General features: G+C 35.8%; 12 protein-coding genes, 1 tRNA gene and 1 pseudogene. 5 read left to right on the top strand and 9 right to left on the bottom strand.

The window, feature by feature from the left end:
- The first annotated feature begins 183 nt into the window (after positions 1 to 183).
- Both rpsB and tsf read left to right on the top strand, forming a co-directional pair.
- On the top strand, positions 184 to 936 hold the full coding sequence (rpsB, locus tag F975_RS11040; RefSeq protein ID WP_004753293.1) for a 30S ribosomal protein S2: 753 nt from the start codon (positions 184 to 186) through the stop codon (positions 934 to 936).
- Between the two features lie 144 nt (positions 937 to 1,080).
- Complete coding sequence (tsf, locus tag F975_RS11035) at positions 1,081 to 1,956, top strand: translation elongation factor Ts (RefSeq protein WP_004753292.1); 876 nt, start codon at positions 1,081 to 1,083, stop codon at positions 1,954 to 1,956.
- 400 nt (positions 1,957 to 2,356) lie between these two features.
- Here the strand turns inward: tsf and F975_RS11030 are convergent, their stop codons facing one another.
- The 7 genes from F975_RS11030 to F975_RS11000 form a co-directional block, all read right to left on the bottom strand.
- Positions 2,357 to 2,965: a septal ring lytic transglycosylase RlpA family protein gene (locus tag F975_RS11030; RefSeq protein WP_004753290.1), complete on the bottom strand. Its 609-nt coding sequence runs from the start codon at positions 2,963 to 2,965 to the stop codon at positions 2,357 to 2,359.
- Between the two features lie 288 nt (positions 2,966 to 3,253).
- Complete coding sequence (mltB, locus tag F975_RS11025; RefSeq protein WP_004753287.1) at positions 3,254 to 4,255, bottom strand: lytic murein transglycosylase B; 1,002 nt, start codon at positions 4,253 to 4,255, stop codon at positions 3,254 to 3,256.
- A gap of 14 nt (positions 4,256 to 4,269) precedes the next feature.
- Complete coding sequence (rodA, locus tag F975_RS11020) at positions 4,270 to 5,412, bottom strand: rod shape-determining protein RodA (protein WP_004753285.1); 1,143 nt, start codon at positions 5,410 to 5,412, stop codon at positions 4,270 to 4,272.
- A gap of 131 nt (positions 5,413 to 5,543) precedes the next feature.
- The gene (locus tag F975_RS11015) at positions 5,544 to 6,197 is read right to left on the bottom strand and encodes a hypothetical protein (protein WP_004753283.1); all 654 of its coding nucleotides are present in this window, start codon (positions 6,195 to 6,197) and stop codon (positions 5,544 to 5,546) included.
- A 28-nt stretch (positions 6,198 to 6,225) separates the two neighbouring features.
- A complete protein-coding gene (queF, locus tag F975_RS11010) occupies positions 6,226 to 7,041 on the bottom strand; it encodes an NADPH-dependent 7-cyano-7-deazaguanine reductase QueF (protein WP_004753279.1) in 816 nt (271 codons plus the stop codon).
- Positions 7,038 to 7,811, bottom strand: a complete 774-nt coding sequence (locus tag F975_RS11005; protein WP_004753277.1) for an ABC transporter permease — start codon at positions 7,809 to 7,811, stop codon at positions 7,038 to 7,040. Before F975_RS11005 ends, queF begins: the two co-directional genes overlap by 4 nt.
- Positions 7,808 to 8,743 (bottom strand): ABC transporter ATP-binding protein, encoded by a 936-nt coding sequence (locus tag F975_RS11000; RefSeq protein ID WP_004753275.1) that lies wholly within the window; start codon positions 8,741 to 8,743, stop codon positions 7,808 to 7,810. Before F975_RS11000 ends, F975_RS11005 begins: the two co-directional genes overlap by 4 nt.
- 181 nt (positions 8,744 to 8,924) lie before the next feature.
- Between F975_RS11000 and F975_RS10995 the strand changes: the two genes are divergently transcribed.
- Together F975_RS10995 and F975_RS10990 are read left to right on the top strand one after the other, a co-directional pair.
- Positions 8,925 to 9,000, top strand: a tRNA-Arg gene (locus F975_RS10995).
- Positions 9,001 to 9,180: 180 nt separating this feature from the next.
- Entirely contained in the window at positions 9,181 to 10,551 is a 1,371-nt protein-coding gene (locus tag F975_RS10990; RefSeq protein WP_004753273.1) for a tyrosine-type recombinase/integrase, read from the top strand.
- Positions 10,552 to 11,377: 826 nt separating this feature from the next.
- Here the strand turns inward: F975_RS10990 and F975_RS10980 are convergent.
- The gene (locus F975_RS10980; RefSeq protein ID WP_004753270.1) at positions 11,378 to 15,124 is read right to left on the bottom strand and encodes an RNA-directed DNA polymerase; all 3,747 of its coding nucleotides are present in this window, start codon (positions 15,122 to 15,124) and stop codon (positions 11,378 to 11,380) included.
- A gap of 581 nt (positions 15,125 to 15,705) precedes the next feature.
- Positions 15,706 to 15,794, bottom strand: a pseudogene (locus F975_RS16135) (IS630 transposase-related protein); the annotation flags it as partial.
- A gap of 155 nt (positions 15,795 to 15,949) precedes the next feature.
- Between F975_RS16135 and F975_RS10970 the strand changes: the two are divergent.
- Positions 15,950 to 16,660 (top strand): hypothetical protein, encoded by a 711-nt coding sequence (locus F975_RS10970; protein ID WP_004753268.1) that lies wholly within the window; start codon positions 15,950 to 15,952, stop codon positions 16,658 to 16,660.
- Positions 16,661 to 16,711 lie beyond the last annotated feature (51 nt).

The raw sequence follows: 16,711 nt of genomic DNA, 5'->3' as shown, positions 1-16,711 counted from the left end.
TATGTGTGACTATGGTATAAATAGCCGCCCATTTTATCAAATGCTTTTTCGTGAATAAATTTCACGGGCTTTGTTGGATGGGGCAATAAAATCCGCACATATATCGACACATTTCTCTGGGTGCCTTTCGAGGTGGAGAATGCGGATATATGGAGGCTTAACCCAAACTTTAAGGTAAAGAAAATGGCAGATTACAACGTAAGCATGCGCGACCTTCTTCAAGCTGGCGCGCACTTTGGTCACCAAACTCGTTTCTGGAACCCAAAGATGCGTCAATACATCTTTGGTGCGCGTAACAAAATTCACATCATCAACCTTGAGCATACAGTTCCTGCGTTAAATGATGCTTTGAACTTTGTTAACAATCTTGCTAGCAAAAAGAACAAAGTATTGTTCGTTGGTACTAAACGTGCTGCATCTAACATCATCCGTGAACAAGCGCAACGTGCTGGTCAGCCGTACGTTGATCACCGTTGGTTAGGTGGTATGTTGACGAACTGGAAAACTCTTCGTCAATCAATTAACCGTTTGAAAGACCTTCAAACTCAATCTCAAGACGGTACTTTTGCGAAGCTTACTAAACGTGAAGCTTTAGAGCGTACTCGCGAGATGGAAAAACTTGAACGTGCTTTAGGCGGCGTGAAAAACATGGGTGGTTTACCTGACGCATTATTCGTAATCGACGTTGACCACGAATCAATCGCGATTAAAGAAGCTAAAAACCTTGGTATTCCTGTAATCGGTATCGTTGATACAAACTCTAACCCAGACAACGTAGATTACGTTATTCCTGGTAATGACGATGCGATCCGTGCGGTTACACTTTATGCTGCTTCTATGGCTGATGCGATCATTGCTGGTAAAGAGTACGCTCAATCACAAGCAAACGCTCAAGCTAAAGTTGAAGAAGCTGCTAAAGAAGCTCCAGAGGCTTAATGTGTTTTGACGCAGGCTTGTCATTTTTGCGACATGTAATCGTGGCAAATTAAGCGTCAAGAAAGCAGAACGGTCCAGAGAACACTTTGGGCCGTTTTTGTTAAAAAAAAGATTGATTATTTTCTACCTATTTAGGAGATTAACATGACTGCAATTACTGCAAGCATGGTTAAAGAATTACGTGACCGTACTGGTCTTGCGATGATGGAATGTAAAAAAGCTTTGACTGAAGCGAATGGTGATATCGAATTAGCGATTGATAACCTACGTAAATCTGGTCAAGCGAAAGCTGCTAAAAAAGCAGGTAACATTGCAGCTGATGGTGCGATCACAATTGCTCAAGAAGGCAATAAAGCAATTCTTTTAGAAGTAAACTGTCAAACTGACTTCGTTGCTAAAGACGAAAATTTTGCAAACTTCTCTAAAAATGTTGCTGTTGCTGCTCTTGCTGCTGGCGAAACTGATGCTGCGAAAATTGCAGAACTTAAACTTGAAGATGGTGCAACTGTTGAAGAAGCACGTATTGCGCTTGTTCAAAAAATTGGCGAAAACATTCAGGTTCGTCGTGCTGCAATCGTTGAAGGTGAAAACCTTGCAGTTTACAAACACGGTTTAAAAATCGGTGTTGTTGTATCTTACACAGGTGATGCTGAAACTGGTAAAGGTGTTGCAATGCACGTTGCTGCGTTCAACCCAGTTGCAGTAACTGCTGAAGCTGTTCCTGCTGCGCTTGTTGCTAAAGAGAAAGAAATCGCTGAAGCAAAAGCAATCGAATCTGGTAAACCAGCGAACATCGTTGAGAAAATGGTTACTGGTTCAGTTGAAAAATATTTGAACGAAGTTGTACTTGAACGTCAAATGTACGTTATCGACAATGACAAAAAAGTTGCTGAAGTATTGAAAGCAACTGGTACTGTTATTGCTCAATTTACTCGCTTTGAAGTGGGTGAAGGTATTGAGAAAAAAGCTGAACTTTCTTTCGCTGAAGAAGTTGCTGCTGCTCAAGCTGCTGCTAAATAATTTTAGCGCTGCAAAAAAGCCCCTTTGGGGCTTTTTTTATGCCTGTATAAAACAATAAAAAATGCCTGTTAAAGCATAATTTCTAGATGAAGTGGTATAAATTTCAGCAATTCAAATATGGAAAAACCAATCAAAAAAATACAATTAAAAGGCATAAAAAATCAATGCTATTTATTTGCGCCTAAAATCGCATATCTCGATGATTTGAAAAACTAAGCTAGGGTTGTAGGTGAAAAGGGTTTTTGGGTGTAAAAAAACGCAAAGGAGAGCGAAATAATGGATATGTAAATGAGGGATTGGACGCAAATCACCTGATTGCTGAAAAATAGCCCGATTTTGCTAATAAAAAAAGCCACATAATTGTGGCTTTGGAATGTCAAAAACAGTGTGGAGATATTTTTTAAGAATTTGGACCGTCTACACGCTCAATGCTCACTCGTGCCGTACCAGAATTAGTTACACCAATTTGTTTTGCGGCAGCATAAGATAAATCAAGAACTCGGTTGCCGTGGAATGGACCACGATCGTTAACTTTAACCACAACACTACGGCCGTTATCTTTGTTGGTTACACGGATATAGCAGTTAAGTGGCAGGCTGCGGTGGGCAGCAGTCATTGCATTCATATCGAAAGTATCGCCATTGGCAGTTTTACGGCCATGAAATTGGCGACCATACCAAGACGCAATACCTGTTTGAGTGAATTTACGCACGGTATTTGAAGCAACATTGTTTAAACGATCAATCACAGAAGGCTCATCTTCTGGTACTTCAACTTTTGCAGCTAAAGTTTGGCGGCGGATTTTATCTCCAGAACGCTCAGTAATTGAAAGACCATTTAAGTTTGAATGATAAATTGCTTTTGTAGAATCTTTATTGATTACGCGAGCTGCAAGGCTAGAGCTCTCATTGTCATTGTTTAACGACGATGATTGCACCATGTCAGCATGCGTTTGCGTCAGCGATACGCAAAATGTAATAGCTAGCAGTGATTTCACTGGAAAGCGCATAAATATTATCTCCTTCAGTTAAGGCATCGTTATCTTCAAGTAATTACTTGAAAATCAACACAACCTGCCTAAAACTTGATGTGTTCAACTGTATTTGACGATAGGGATAATATTCATGTGACCAGTAGAGTGTCTAGTGTTGGGTGGCGAAAAATTACAAAAACAGTGAAAATGCTACGTTATGCGGTTAAAAAATAACCAAAATTGTAACATTTAATTAAAATCAATCAAATTTGAGGCATTTCTAACAAGAAAATACTTGACAATTTTAATTTACATTATTTTTTGTTATCTATTCATGATTTCTGTACCCAATTGCCATACCGCTGTTGCATACATTCGGCTTTTGTTATAGGTGGTAATGACCTGAAAATTTGGATAGGTAATGTAATAGATTTCAGCATTATAATCTTGCAATTGAATGACATTAACGAGATCCAAATCATCGATTTTTATGAGCGGATTGAGTGGTGCAACATTTTGTTGTTTTAACGCGCCGTAAGGGGTGGGGTGAGTTAAATCTTTGGCAATCACTGTATCTGGTGTGCTGCCTGTATAGCGTGCTTGAAAACCAATAGGCTGGTCACGTTGCCAACCTTGCTGAGCAAGATAATTGGCGATTGAACCAATGGCGTCAGCAGGTGAGTTGCGCAGGTCAATATGCCCGTTACCATCGTAATCTACGCCATACTTGCCAATGTTACTTGGCATAAACTGTGGATAGCCAATCGCACCAGCGTAAGAGCCTGTAATGCTGGTAATTGGATAGCCTTCTTTATATGTCCATGCGATCAGGGAACCGAGTTCGTTGGCAAAGTAATCGGCACGACGTGGATAACCAAAAGCAAGGGTAGCTAAAGCATCGCGTGTGATGATCGTACCTTTGTTATTGCCAAAACCTGTTTCTACACCCAAAATTCCCAAAATAACGGTTTTAGGGACGCCAAACTGTTGTTCAGCACGGTTGAGAACATCTGCATATTGATCACGAAAGCGTACTCCACGTTGAATAGTACTTTCGGTCATGAACATTTCCCGATAGGCATACCACGGTTTGCTTTCGCCTGGGTTTTCCATGATTTTCAAGATATTCGGGCGATTTTGCGCATCTAACATGGCGCGATCAATCTGCTCGGCACTTAAACCATATTGCTGCATGGTTTTAAGTTTGAAGTTTTCATAATTGGGATTGTTAATAAAATCATTTGCCTGACAAAATGAAGTAGAAAATACTGCTGTAGTTACAATTGTAAGAAGCTGACAAATTTTATGTAATTTTTGTTGCCACATAATGTGAATCCGAGTTAACGATGAGTATGAATCGACATGACAATGCCAAAAGCTGTCATTAAAGTAATAATTGCGGTGCCGCCATAACTCATAAATGGTAAAGGCACGCCCACTACAGGTAAAATACCACTGACCATGCCTGCATTTACAAAGACATATATAAAAAACGACAATCCATAAGCACCTGCAAGTAAACGACCATAATTGTGGAAGCATTGCATACCAATTTGGAATGTGCGGCAGATAATGGCAAAATACAATAAAACCAAAATGATCACGCCAATTAAGCCAAATTCTTCTGAATATGCGGCAATAATAAAGTCGGTATGACCTTCAGGTAAAAAGTGCAAATGTGACTGCGTGCCTTGCAGGAAACCTTTACCAGAAAAACCACCAGAACCAATCGCTGTTTTGGACTGAATAATGTTCCAACCTGTGCCGAGCGCATCAGCCTCTGGGTTGAGCAAGGTCAGTACTCGCTGACGTTGATAGTCATGCAATAAAAATTCCCATGCAACAGGAATAAAGATCCCAGCCCCTGCGAATGCAGCAGCAATAAGTTTCCAAGATAAGCCACTGAGAAATAAAACAAAAACACCACTACCCAAAACCAAGAGTGAAGTACCTAAGTCAGGCTGTTCGGCAATCAGTACAAAAGGAATGACAATCAATATTAAGGTCACAATGACTGTTTTCAGCTTAGGAGGTAATGCTTGGCGGGTCAGAAACCATGCTGTCATCATCGGCATACCCAGTTTCATGAATTCACTAGGCTGCACACTCCCAATGCCAGGAATATTAATCCAGCGCTGCGCGCCCATACGTACTTCACCTACGACTTTCACCGCAGCCAGACAAAGCACACCAAATAAGTAAAAATAGGGGGAAAAAGACTGAAACACCTTTGGTGGAATTTGTGCAATGCTGAGCATCACTAGAAAACCTAAACCAAAACTCAAGGCTTGCTTGCTGACCATACCAACATCTTGTGCAGAAGCGCTATATAAAACAGTGAGTCCAAGCAGAGCATTTAGAATGAGAAATGAGCATAACCAAGGGTCGATATGTAACCTTTGCCAACGTGAAGGCTGCATAGCTGTACTTAAGCCATCACGGGGTGCTTGACGTAAAAATTTGTACTGTGGACTTGGTGCCATAATGGATTGAAAACGAGTAATAAGCAGCAAGTGCGAATGCTAACATATTGGACTTTTTAGGCAATCTCTTTGCACATTTAGCAATAAAAAAACCTAGCCTAAGCTAGGTTTTCGATAGCTGAAAGTTTAGCTCAGTGGAAAAATAAGCCATTATGATATTCAGCGAGTGCTTTTAGCTCATGCTTGTTTAAATGCGGGATAATTTTATCAATCGCAATATGTACAGCTTTAATTACCGCAGCACAGCCCAAGTCTGATGCTTTGCGTTTAATCATGCCTAAATCGAGGGTGTGATTAAAGTCATGCATATAATGGCGTACGGTTGCTTCGGCAAACATTTTGTAGCTTTCTGCCAGAGCATGCAAATTGATCTTTTCACCTGCCTGAATCTGCGCAAACTGATGTTTCAGTGTTGTCACTAAACTATCATCCAGTGCTTCACCTAAACGCCATTGACCTTGTGGGTCCTTAAACAGGCTTTGTTCTGAAAAAGTGATAGATTGACGTACGACATCATTGGGTGCCTTGCTCAATAATTGCTTAGACAATAAAAAGTGCACACTGGACTTGACAAAACCTGCCAGTTTTTCAGTTGTTTCACGTTTATCTGTTTCAGGAAAATGGTGAATTAGATTTGTGACAATCGCATCAATAATTTCGTCATTGACCTGTAAGGCAATTTCATCACGCAATGGATACAGTGGTTCTTTAGAGTCTTTTTGCGCGATAGCGGTTTGAATCTTGTTCAATAAACTTTCAGATGGAATAAAACCAAAAAAAGCCATGGTTACACCTCAAAATTCAAATAGTTGTTTATTGTCTGGCAAGGCGGACAGGCGTTTGTGGTAACCATGCTTCAGTGGAAACACGGCATGGGTTGATATCTAGCCCACCACGACGGGTATAGGCAGCATAGACCATAAGTTGTCCAGGTTTTAGCGTTTTCCAGATATCTGCATAGATTTGCTCGACACACTGTTCATGAAAACCGTTGTGTTGGCGATAAGAAATAATATAAGCCAATAAACTTGCTGGGCAAATTTTTTCACCGCGATAACGAATGAAAATCGTACCCCAGTCAGGTTGACCTGTTACAGGGCAGTTACTGCGCAACAAATTGGAATAATATTGTTCTTCAACCATGCGCCCTGAACCTGCATGTTGTAACAAACTGGCATCAGGCTGTTCAGATAAACGCTGAGGTGAAAGCTGATCCAGACATTGACCTTCAGGTTGTGATACTGCCAGATTATTTACATCGATCAGTGTCAGTTGCACAGGTGCTTCGGCGGCTTTTGACAAATCCTGTTCCACAGTTGCAATCAGCTGTTTTGTAGAATCAAAACGCATGAAGTTCAAACTATTAAAGTATAGTTTGAGCGATTTTGATTCGATTAGGTTCGGCGATGTTGCAGGCAGGCGTAACCGTCCAATCGCAACTTGGGGAATTCCTTGTGCATTTAGCCAAGACAGTTCAAACACATGCCACCAGTCACAGCCTTGCTGAATTCCTGCAACATCTGCATAACTCTCACGAGAGAGGCTTCGAGAAATTGGAAATAAAATCTCAGGTTGATAAGTTGTCGGGTAATTGGTGTCTTTACCCAATAAAGATTTTTCTACACTCATTCACGAATTCCTGAACCGCGTGCTAATAAATAGTAGGCAATAGCATAAAAAGCCAGACAGAACCCGCTGATTGCAGCAAGTGAGATACTGACATTAACATCGCTATGTCCCAAAATGCCATAACGGAAAGCATTGACCATATAGACAATCGGGTTGATTAATGAAAGGGTTTGCCAAAATGGACTTAATGCGCTAATTGCATAGAATACACCACCTAAATACGTCAGTGGAGTCAGTACAAAGGTTGGAACAATCGAAATATCATCAAATGAACGGGCGTAAATCGCATTAATGAAACCTGCAATCGAAAATAGCAAGCTGGTCACTACAACGGTGTAAATCGTAATAAATAAGTTGTGAATGTGCAGGTCAGTGAAAAACAAGCTGACGAGAGTGACAATTAAGCCGACTAAAACGCCGCGGCACACACCACCAATCACATAACCCCACAGAACTAAGTAAAGTGGTACAGGGCTCATGATGAGTTCTTCAATACTTTTCTGGAATTTGGCACTAAAGAAACTTGAGCAGACATTGGCATAACTGTTGGTAATCACTGCCATCATAATCAGACCTGGGACAATGAACTGCATATAGGTAAAGCCACCCATATGTCCAATTCGTGAACCGACCAGATTACCAAAAATCACAAAATACAGACTCATAGTGATGGCAGGTGGAAGCAGGGTTTGTGCCCAAATGCGCATAAAGCGGCGAATTTCTTTACGAACCAGCGTCCATAAGGCAACTTGCAGTTGAGTGAAGTTCATTCAGATGCCTCCTGTAAATTTTTCTCGACCATTTTGACAAATAACTCTTCAAGACGGTTGGCTTTGTTGCGCATGCTGCGTACCTGAATGCCTAAATTTTCAAATAATTGAAAAATTTCATTTAAGGCATGCGATTTATCCATTGTAACTTCTAAGGTCAGACTATCAACCAAATGAAAACGAATTCCAATAAAGTTCAGCTTGATAGGTTCAATCGGTGCTGCCAAATCAAAAATGAAAGTTTCTTCATTGAGCTGGCTCAAGAACGCTTTCATGCTTGTGTCTTCTTTAATCACGCCATGATCGATGATCGCAATGCGGCGACACAGCATTTCGGCTTCTTCTAAATAATGCGTGGTCAGAATAATTGATGTACCTTTTTCATTCATTTCAGTGAGAAACTCCCACATAGAACGGCGCAGTTCGATATCAACTCCAGCGGTTGGTTCATCTAAAATCAGGAGTTTAGGTTCATGCATCATGGCACGTGCAATCATTAAACGGCGTTTCATACCACCAGACAGCATGCGGCCTTGCAAATTTCGTTTTTCCCAAAGACCCAGTTTTTCTAAATAATGTTCGGCACGTTGTTCGGCGATTTTCTTAGGAATACCGTAATAACCTGCTTGAGTGACTAAAATGTCAAAGGTTTTCTCAAACTGACCAAAGTTAAATTCCTGTGGAACGACACCTAGGCACTGTTTGGCTTTTGAGGCTTCAGTGTCGAGGTTATGTCCAAAAATTTCGACTTGTCCCGACGTTTTACGGGTTAGCGAGCTAATAATGCTAATAGTTGTCGACTTTCCAGCACCATTTGGCCCGAGCAGTGCGTAAAATTCGCCCTCAGGAACAGTTAAATTGATGCCTTTTAAGGCTTGGAAGCCATTTTTATAGGTTTTCGATAACTCTTTCAGCATTAATGCATCAGTCATGAATTTCTCACGTATTAATAGACGGGTATATTGTGAGCGATCTAGTCGGATAAACCAAGTAATCTAAATGGAATTCTTCGTTGCATAGATAAAACTGTTTAAAGGATAGACAGTAAGTCAAGTAGAAAATCATTCTTTGCTTTACCTTATGATTTTTTTTGTTATGATGGGCGACTTAAAAGCGCTCATAGCTCAACTGGATAGAGTACAGGTCTCCGAAGCCTGTGGCGTGGGTTCGAGTCCCGCTGAGCGCACCAATTTAATACCAACACATACCAACATATCGTTAAAAAACTATAAAAATCATAATAATAGTGTTTTATGTTGCCAACATAAACAAACATACATCACTATACAGCGTGAAATAATAAGGATACATTAAAGGATATAAGTCAATTCTATGCAATTTATATCCTTATTTTAGGCAAATTATTCTTATGGCAAGACAAATCAAGCCTCTTTCTTCTACCCAATGTGATGGCGCAAAACCCAAAGAAAAAGACTATAACTTGTACGATGGACAAGGATTAATTCTATTTATTCGTAAAAATGGTTCAAAAGTATGGAGATTTAAGTACAAACGCCCTAATGGTAAAGATGGGCTTATGACTTTGGGGAATTATCCAGCTTTGACTTTGAAAGAAGCTAGAGGGAAAAGACATACATTGCTTAATCAATTGGCTAATGGCATTGATCCGATTGATCAGTTAGCAATCCAAAAAGCCAAACATGATGATAGCTTTAGCTTTGAAGCTGTTACACGGGCATGGCATGTAGCATATAAAGCTACTGGAAAATGGGGTGATGGTACGGCAGAACGGGCATTAAAAAATTTTGAAATTTATGTATTTCCTGAGCTTGGGAATAAACCAATAGATAGCATTAAACCTCGTGATTTAAATTTTGTCCTAAGCAAAATTGAAGAAAAAGGCTATTTAGAGGTCTTGAAAAAGACAAGGCAAAGATTTGTCAGTATTTTTGCGTTTGCAATATCAAAAGGATATATAGAGCTAAGCCCAGCTTATAGCTTAAAAGATGCAATTATTGTCACACGTAAAACCAAACATCACCCGAAATTGCCATTAACTCAATTACCCGAACTATTTAAAAGATTACAAGCAGATCAAGGACACCCATTAACAGGCTTATGCCTTGAATTTGCTTTACATACCTTTGCACGTTCCAGTGAGTTACGCTTTGCCCGATGGAATGAATTTGACCTTAAAAAAGGAATTTGGACGATACCACCTGAGCGCACGCTAGTAGAGGGGTATAAATTCTCAAATCGGGGCGCAAAGATGAAAACACCGCATTTAATCCCATTGTCACCACAGGCTCTACGCATTATTAGTGAAATTCATAGCTATAGTGGTATCTATAACAATGTTTTTCCTAAGAATGGTGATCCACACGGCTTTATGAGTGAATCAACTATTAATAACACTCTAAGACGTATGGGATACGATACAAATCAAGATATTTGTGGGCATGGCTTTAGGGGTATGGCGTGCGGTGCATTAATTGAAAGCACGTTATTCACTGAGGATGCAGTAGAGAAGCAAATGAGCCACCAAGAACGCAATGGCGTAAGACAGGCTTATATTCATCATGCGGAATTTATGGAAGAACGTAGGATGATGCTTTGTTGGTGGAGCGATTACCTAGAGGCGAACCAAGAGAAATTTATAAGCCCGATGGAATTTAGCCTTTCATTGATGGAACAGGCAAAGCAGGGTGTGATCAATATCAAATATGCAAAATTGGTTAAGCTTAAATTGGCTGAAATGACAAATTCATACATAGCATGATTGCTATACTCTCAAGAATTTTTTAATTGTGAATTTTGCCCTAATTCTAATTTTTTTATTTTGCAGATATGATGTTTTTTTAGGTGTTACAAGTGTTACAGGTTACATCGTTGTTTTTTAATGATTTAATTTTTAAAAATTGTAACACCTTTTATTTTATAGGTTACATCATTGTTTTTATTTAAAAAATTAAAAATATTGTAAGGTAAAATCTAGGCTGTAACACCTTTAAAATTTAAAGTTTTGGTTTAAAAACACTTAATTTTTGTTTCAAACATTTGTTTTATATTGTTTTTATTTAAAAGGTCACTGTACCCATTTTTGTAACCTGTTTTTTTATAAATTTGATTGAAAATAGATGATCTGAAAAAGTGTTACAGCACAAAAAAGCGAAGCATGGGCAATAAAATTTATAGAAAGATAATTATTGATTGACCAAAATGACATTTTTATATAGTCAATTTGCTTAATTTTTCATACAAAGATGAAAAAGTTGATTAACAGATTCAACCAACCATTCTTTACGTTTGCGTTTAACCCATGCCTACGTTTTTTCAATTAGATTGGAATCAAGGCTATAACGAGGTAACCAAAGAATTTGATGTGCATCGTGCATCAATAAATCTTTTATATCTTGCCGTTGATGAAATGTTGCATTGTACATATTAGGTCAACCTTATACTCAAGTTGCCACTTAAATTTGAATAGAATGGGCGGGGTTTATTTTTAAATCTTTGTGCAGCAAAGCTAAAAAAACTTATTTCAGTTGCATTAGTCAACACACCCATCAGCAACATTGTTGATAGGTGTTTATATCATTCAACTATTAGTTTTTTATCAATCCAGCAGGAGTTGCTTTTAGATCATTACCAGATCTCATACTACTTCCCACATTATCTCTTCGAAAATCAAACATATTCATTTCAAAAGTGCTAATAGAAACTTGGTTATTACCATGAACATGTGAAATTAATCGACAATAATGATCCTTATAAGGGGCCTTAGCATATGAACCACCATATTCCCCAGAATTAACTAATACAACATGCTGGAACATATGATAATGCAAAGCTTCAACCATAGAATCAAATGTATTTATATCTTTATTCAATGCCGAAATGAAATAAGCATTAGTTTTATCTCTTAAATCAGAACTTAATGCTATATCTGTCGCATCATAACAAATTGAACCTGATATCATAAATCCTTTTTCATTAGGAAAAGCTGGATGAATTAATTCTAAAATTAATTGATAAGGCCTCCAAGGTTTAATAGATCGCTCAAGAGCCATCATGTGTTTTTTACCTTGTAATCTTTTAATTTCTACTTGGTTAGTATCCTGAATATTAGGTACTATCCATATAGCACAGTTGTTAGGTCCATCAATATTAGGTTGATCAATATAAGTTAATCCAGCATAAATAATAGACTTAGTTTTTCTGGATAGATTGATCAGTACATCTAAATCATCTTTATGTACAGCAAGTTCAGGCCAGACTAGAATATCAATGTGATTATGATTGGGTTCAGATTTTTCCAAAGGTTCATAAATTTTTTGAGCTTTAACATGTTCTTGAATAAGCTTACAAACCCTGGTTATATGCTTTCTATGCTGAGGTCTATATAATTTATTATTTAAATATAAGCCATAATCTCTTATATCTTTAACTCTTGGCATTTTAGACTGGACCATTGCTACAGTTAAATTTTTCTTATCTTTTTTCCATCCAAGATCGACCCTCTCAATTAAGGTAGGTGTCCCTGATAGTTGACAATAATATTCACTCAGCATTTTTAATCTATCTTGGATAATTGTATCTAAATTGGACAAAGTTAGTTGGTTTGGCCAATTATGAATATTCTTATAAGGCTTATAAAAATTAATCTGTAATAATTTAGTCAATAAATCTGTCAACCAATTCGATACTTGAGCACCCTCTCCTAGTAAATGTTCAGGTGATGACCATACACTCAGGCGTCTGCGTATAGAAGAACTGTTTAATTCATTATTAGCAGCTCTTTTAATCCAAAGCCCTCTAGATAAAGCCCAGTCTTCTTGCCCCACAATAACGGATCTAATAAAAGTTGCAATCTTGTGTAAAGTTCCTTTTTCCATCTCTAATGCTTTATAAATAAGATTTTCACTTTCCTCTTTAAGATGAATGTTTATAGTTAATTTTTCATTAAAAACATTATATTTTAATGGGGATGAAAAAGCTTTGAATTGAACATTTGTTTTTGCAAAATCAATAAACTGATTGGGTTTTAAACCTTTAATAATTTCTGGAGATTTTATAATTTCTTGAAATAATTTTAATATCATAATTTCATTGGAAAATGGATTGTCTTTTCTTAGAATTATTTTTAATAAAGAGTTACTACCATTTATCTCCTCTAGATTTCCACTTAAAGGAAGTACCTTAAAATTATAATTTTCAACAATAAGATTGAAATATTCAGATTTTACAAAGTCATAACCTATATTTTTAGCATAAAAATATAAGTCTTTAACCACTTGATAATTTTCATTAATAATTATTTCGATTATTTCTTTAAAATCAATCTTATCTTTATATATTTCTTGAAAAAATTCAGACAATGCTCTATAGAATTTTGATTCTTCAATATAAATATTATAAGCTAATAATATTGATAGAGCTAACTGAAAGTTACTTAGCTTATTAACTGATATTTTTCTAAAACCATTACAAATTTTAAAAATAAAATCATTTATAGGATTATTACTTTTATTTTCTAAAGTGCTATCCAAACGTACTAGTAAAAGATACTCTGCTTGTTTTAACAGTAAATTATATTCATGATTAATACCAATTTCATTCATTAATTTGGCAGCAAAAGATTGTAATAATTCAAAAAATCCATCTATTTCACAATGTGCTGGAAATGACAATCTTTCTTTATTATGAATGATAGTAGATGAATGTCTAAATAATTCAGCTAAACAATAGTCTGCTATTACATTTAGAACCTTATTATTTTTACATTTTCTTAAATTTTCTAATTCAAGAAGTATTGGTTTTAAAATCCGTTTATCTGGAAAAAGTTCAACAGCTTTCTTTAATAAAAGTGTAGTAGAAGGATCTTTAGCCCATATAGAAATAAATCGACGAGCAATTCTTTCCTGTACATAATCCCATTCACCTGGAACTATTATTCCATTTAAATCAACTTCTTGACTTGTATTATGACGAATTTCACTAAGTATTTTTGAAATTTGATTGGCAGAAAATCTCTTAACAGTATCTTCTCTTAAATCAAAATAATGCTTATCAATTTGTTGTAATGAATTTATAGGTTGCCCCAAAGAGAAATCTTTTTTCTCCTCTTCTTCACGTGTTAAGTTGAGTAAAGCCTCTAAGTGTCCTAATTGATCCTCAGCATCTTCAAATGGGATAGGGCCACTTAGTTTATTCTTCAAATTGCTAATTTTTGTTGAAATATTTCCTTTCGATACAATAAAGCTATCAATTTTTGATTTCTTACCATTTATATTTAACTTAATATCTATTAAATATTTATTTATTTCCTCTTGGATAGCCTCTAATACTTTAAATTTATTTTCTTTATTTTTAGCATTTACTACAATTCTAATATCATCTACATATCTACAATAATCAATTAATTTAATATCAGAATTTCCAATATTTTTATTTATTTTTTTTATAATTTCTTCATCGAATTTTAATAAATAAATATTTGAGAGGAAACCAGCAGCCACAAGACCTTGAGGTATGCCATATGGAATTTTTTCATCTAGAAAATAATCTTTAAATTTTTTTTTAGATATATCATCCCAATCCCAATCTTTGAATTTTCTTAAAATATTATTTAACTTGATACCTCCATCATCACCTTTAATTTCAATAATTTTATTTAAAAGTAATTCTCTATCTATATTATCAAAGAACTTTTCAATATCTAACTCCAATATAAATAACTGTTCATCAGGAGAAATTTTTCCTATATTTTTTTCACCAAAGTGTTGTGGTCTTTTTAAAAATTTTTGATAATCTACAAAATATTTGCTATATGTGTTCTCAGCATAATAATTAAAATATGCAATATCATTTATATAATTACAATATAACCGATTTCCATAACTTACAACTTTTTTATTATGTACTTCCTGAAAAGATGTATTAGGATCACCCTGTATACTTTCAACTTTATTTGCTAGCCCCATCATGATTAATATCATGACTATTTGATCATATATTGAAATGTGTGCTAATGGTCTTAACTTCTGCTTTTCTAATTCTTTAGGTTGCCATTGTAAATTACCTTCATTTGTCTCAATGAAGTCCCAAGCTGTACCTTTTGGTACTGGCACCAGCTGAAGCTGCTTAAATTTCTCCCTTTTTATATTAATTTTCTTTTTTACAGTCGCAATTGTATTTTCTAACTTTAAGGAACTAAGCTTAATTTCAAGATTGTCTGCATACCAATTTGTACTAGTTATATATGCTTGAGCTTTTTTCCAAGCATACGCAATATATATATCAGTAATTAAATCTTTATCATCAAGCGTCATATATTCGTTATTTATTAGCATCACAGTAACATCATAATTAAGTTTTGATTTGTTCTTATTATATAGTCAATCTGCTTGATTTCTTATACAAAGCTGAAAAAACATTTGAAAAAGCTGATCAACAGACTCAACCAAATATTCTTTACGCTTGCGTTTAACCCATGCCCACGTTTTTTCAATTGGATTGAAATCAAGGCTATAAGATTTGATGCTCATGGTGTGCCAATAAATCTTTTATATCTTGCCATTGATGAAATTTTGCATTGTCCATAATGATTACACTAAAGGTATTCCTTAAATCGAGTAACCTTATGGTCTGTATTCATTTGACTTAAACCCACTTTCATCAATATAAATAATAGGATACTTGGATTTAAGCCTATTTAGTTGGTTTAGGTATTGTTCTCGCAGTTCTACTTTGGCTTGCAGATGACGTAAGGTCTTTTTTTAACTGTGATTTTAAGTCGCTTTATTTCCACGATTCATTAGGGCTTGGTTGTACATGGACCAATTGGTTGTACGATAAATTTTAGGTGTAGGCTTATTCATTTGAAAATTATATTGCTAAATAAGCCTTTAGAGATAGGTTTGTGCAATAAAGCCATTTCAAATTGTGCAGCAACAGCTCGAATGGAATATTCCTCCTCAAGCTTTACCAATACTTTTTTCTGAAATGTTCTAAATAACTAATTTGGCTATTGTTTTATATTTTTAATAGATTGATTATAGGTGTATTTGTAGGTGACATATGCGAGATAGATCACTTTTTGTTGTGTAAATCTCATATATGCCAATATACCAAAATGTAATCTATACTGAGCAATATTAAATAACAGGACTCTAAACATGGCTGTTAAAAATTTAGGAAAACTAACATTAGATTTAGTTGAAGGAATATCCCAATCAGAAAAAAGTAACCAAGAACAAACTGTAACTGAGGAAATGGACTCATCAAACAGTACACTGAAAAATAGATTTATGGATGTAATTAATAAAGAACAATCACATAAATCAAATTTCAGTCAAAATGCTACCGAAAGCATGGAAGCTATGACTTTGGCAAAAAAAGCAGTAATTCCTACTCATATTCAGCCTTCACATTTCAACTATTTTGATCATAACCATTATGATCAAATAGAAAAGCAACAGAAAAAAATATCACAAGCATTTCAGCAAGAACATGAACGTAAAGAAAAATTAGAACAAAATCGCCATGACCAACTTGTTTCAGCCTTAGAGCGTAGTAATAACCAACAGGCTTTGGCTGATGAAAATACACAGCTAAAAGCAGAGATCGAAAAATTAAAGCAGGAAAATAGTAAGTTATTAAAAGAAAATAAAAAAATTAAAAATCAAGGTAATATCGAAAGCACAAGGGCTAAAAACAATTTGTTAGATATTATTTATGTTTTGGTCGATATGGCGGAACTACCAATAGATAATCCATTCAAAGCTTATGGTGTAATGCAATTACATGCTGATGGAAAAAAGTTAAAAATTCCATCAAAAGATACAGTATCGAAATGGTTAGAGGATGCAAATAATAAAAATATCTGACTTTTATTCTAACTAATTTCTAACTAGAACAACGCCTTTAAAATCAATAAG

This window comes from Acinetobacter brisouisimilis, assembly GCF_000368265.1.
GTDB lineage: Bacteria > Pseudomonadota > Gammaproteobacteria > Pseudomonadales > Moraxellaceae > Acinetobacter.
The sequence above is the reverse complement of the archived record's forward strand: the minus strand, read 5'-3'. Positions and strand labels throughout refer to the sequence as shown.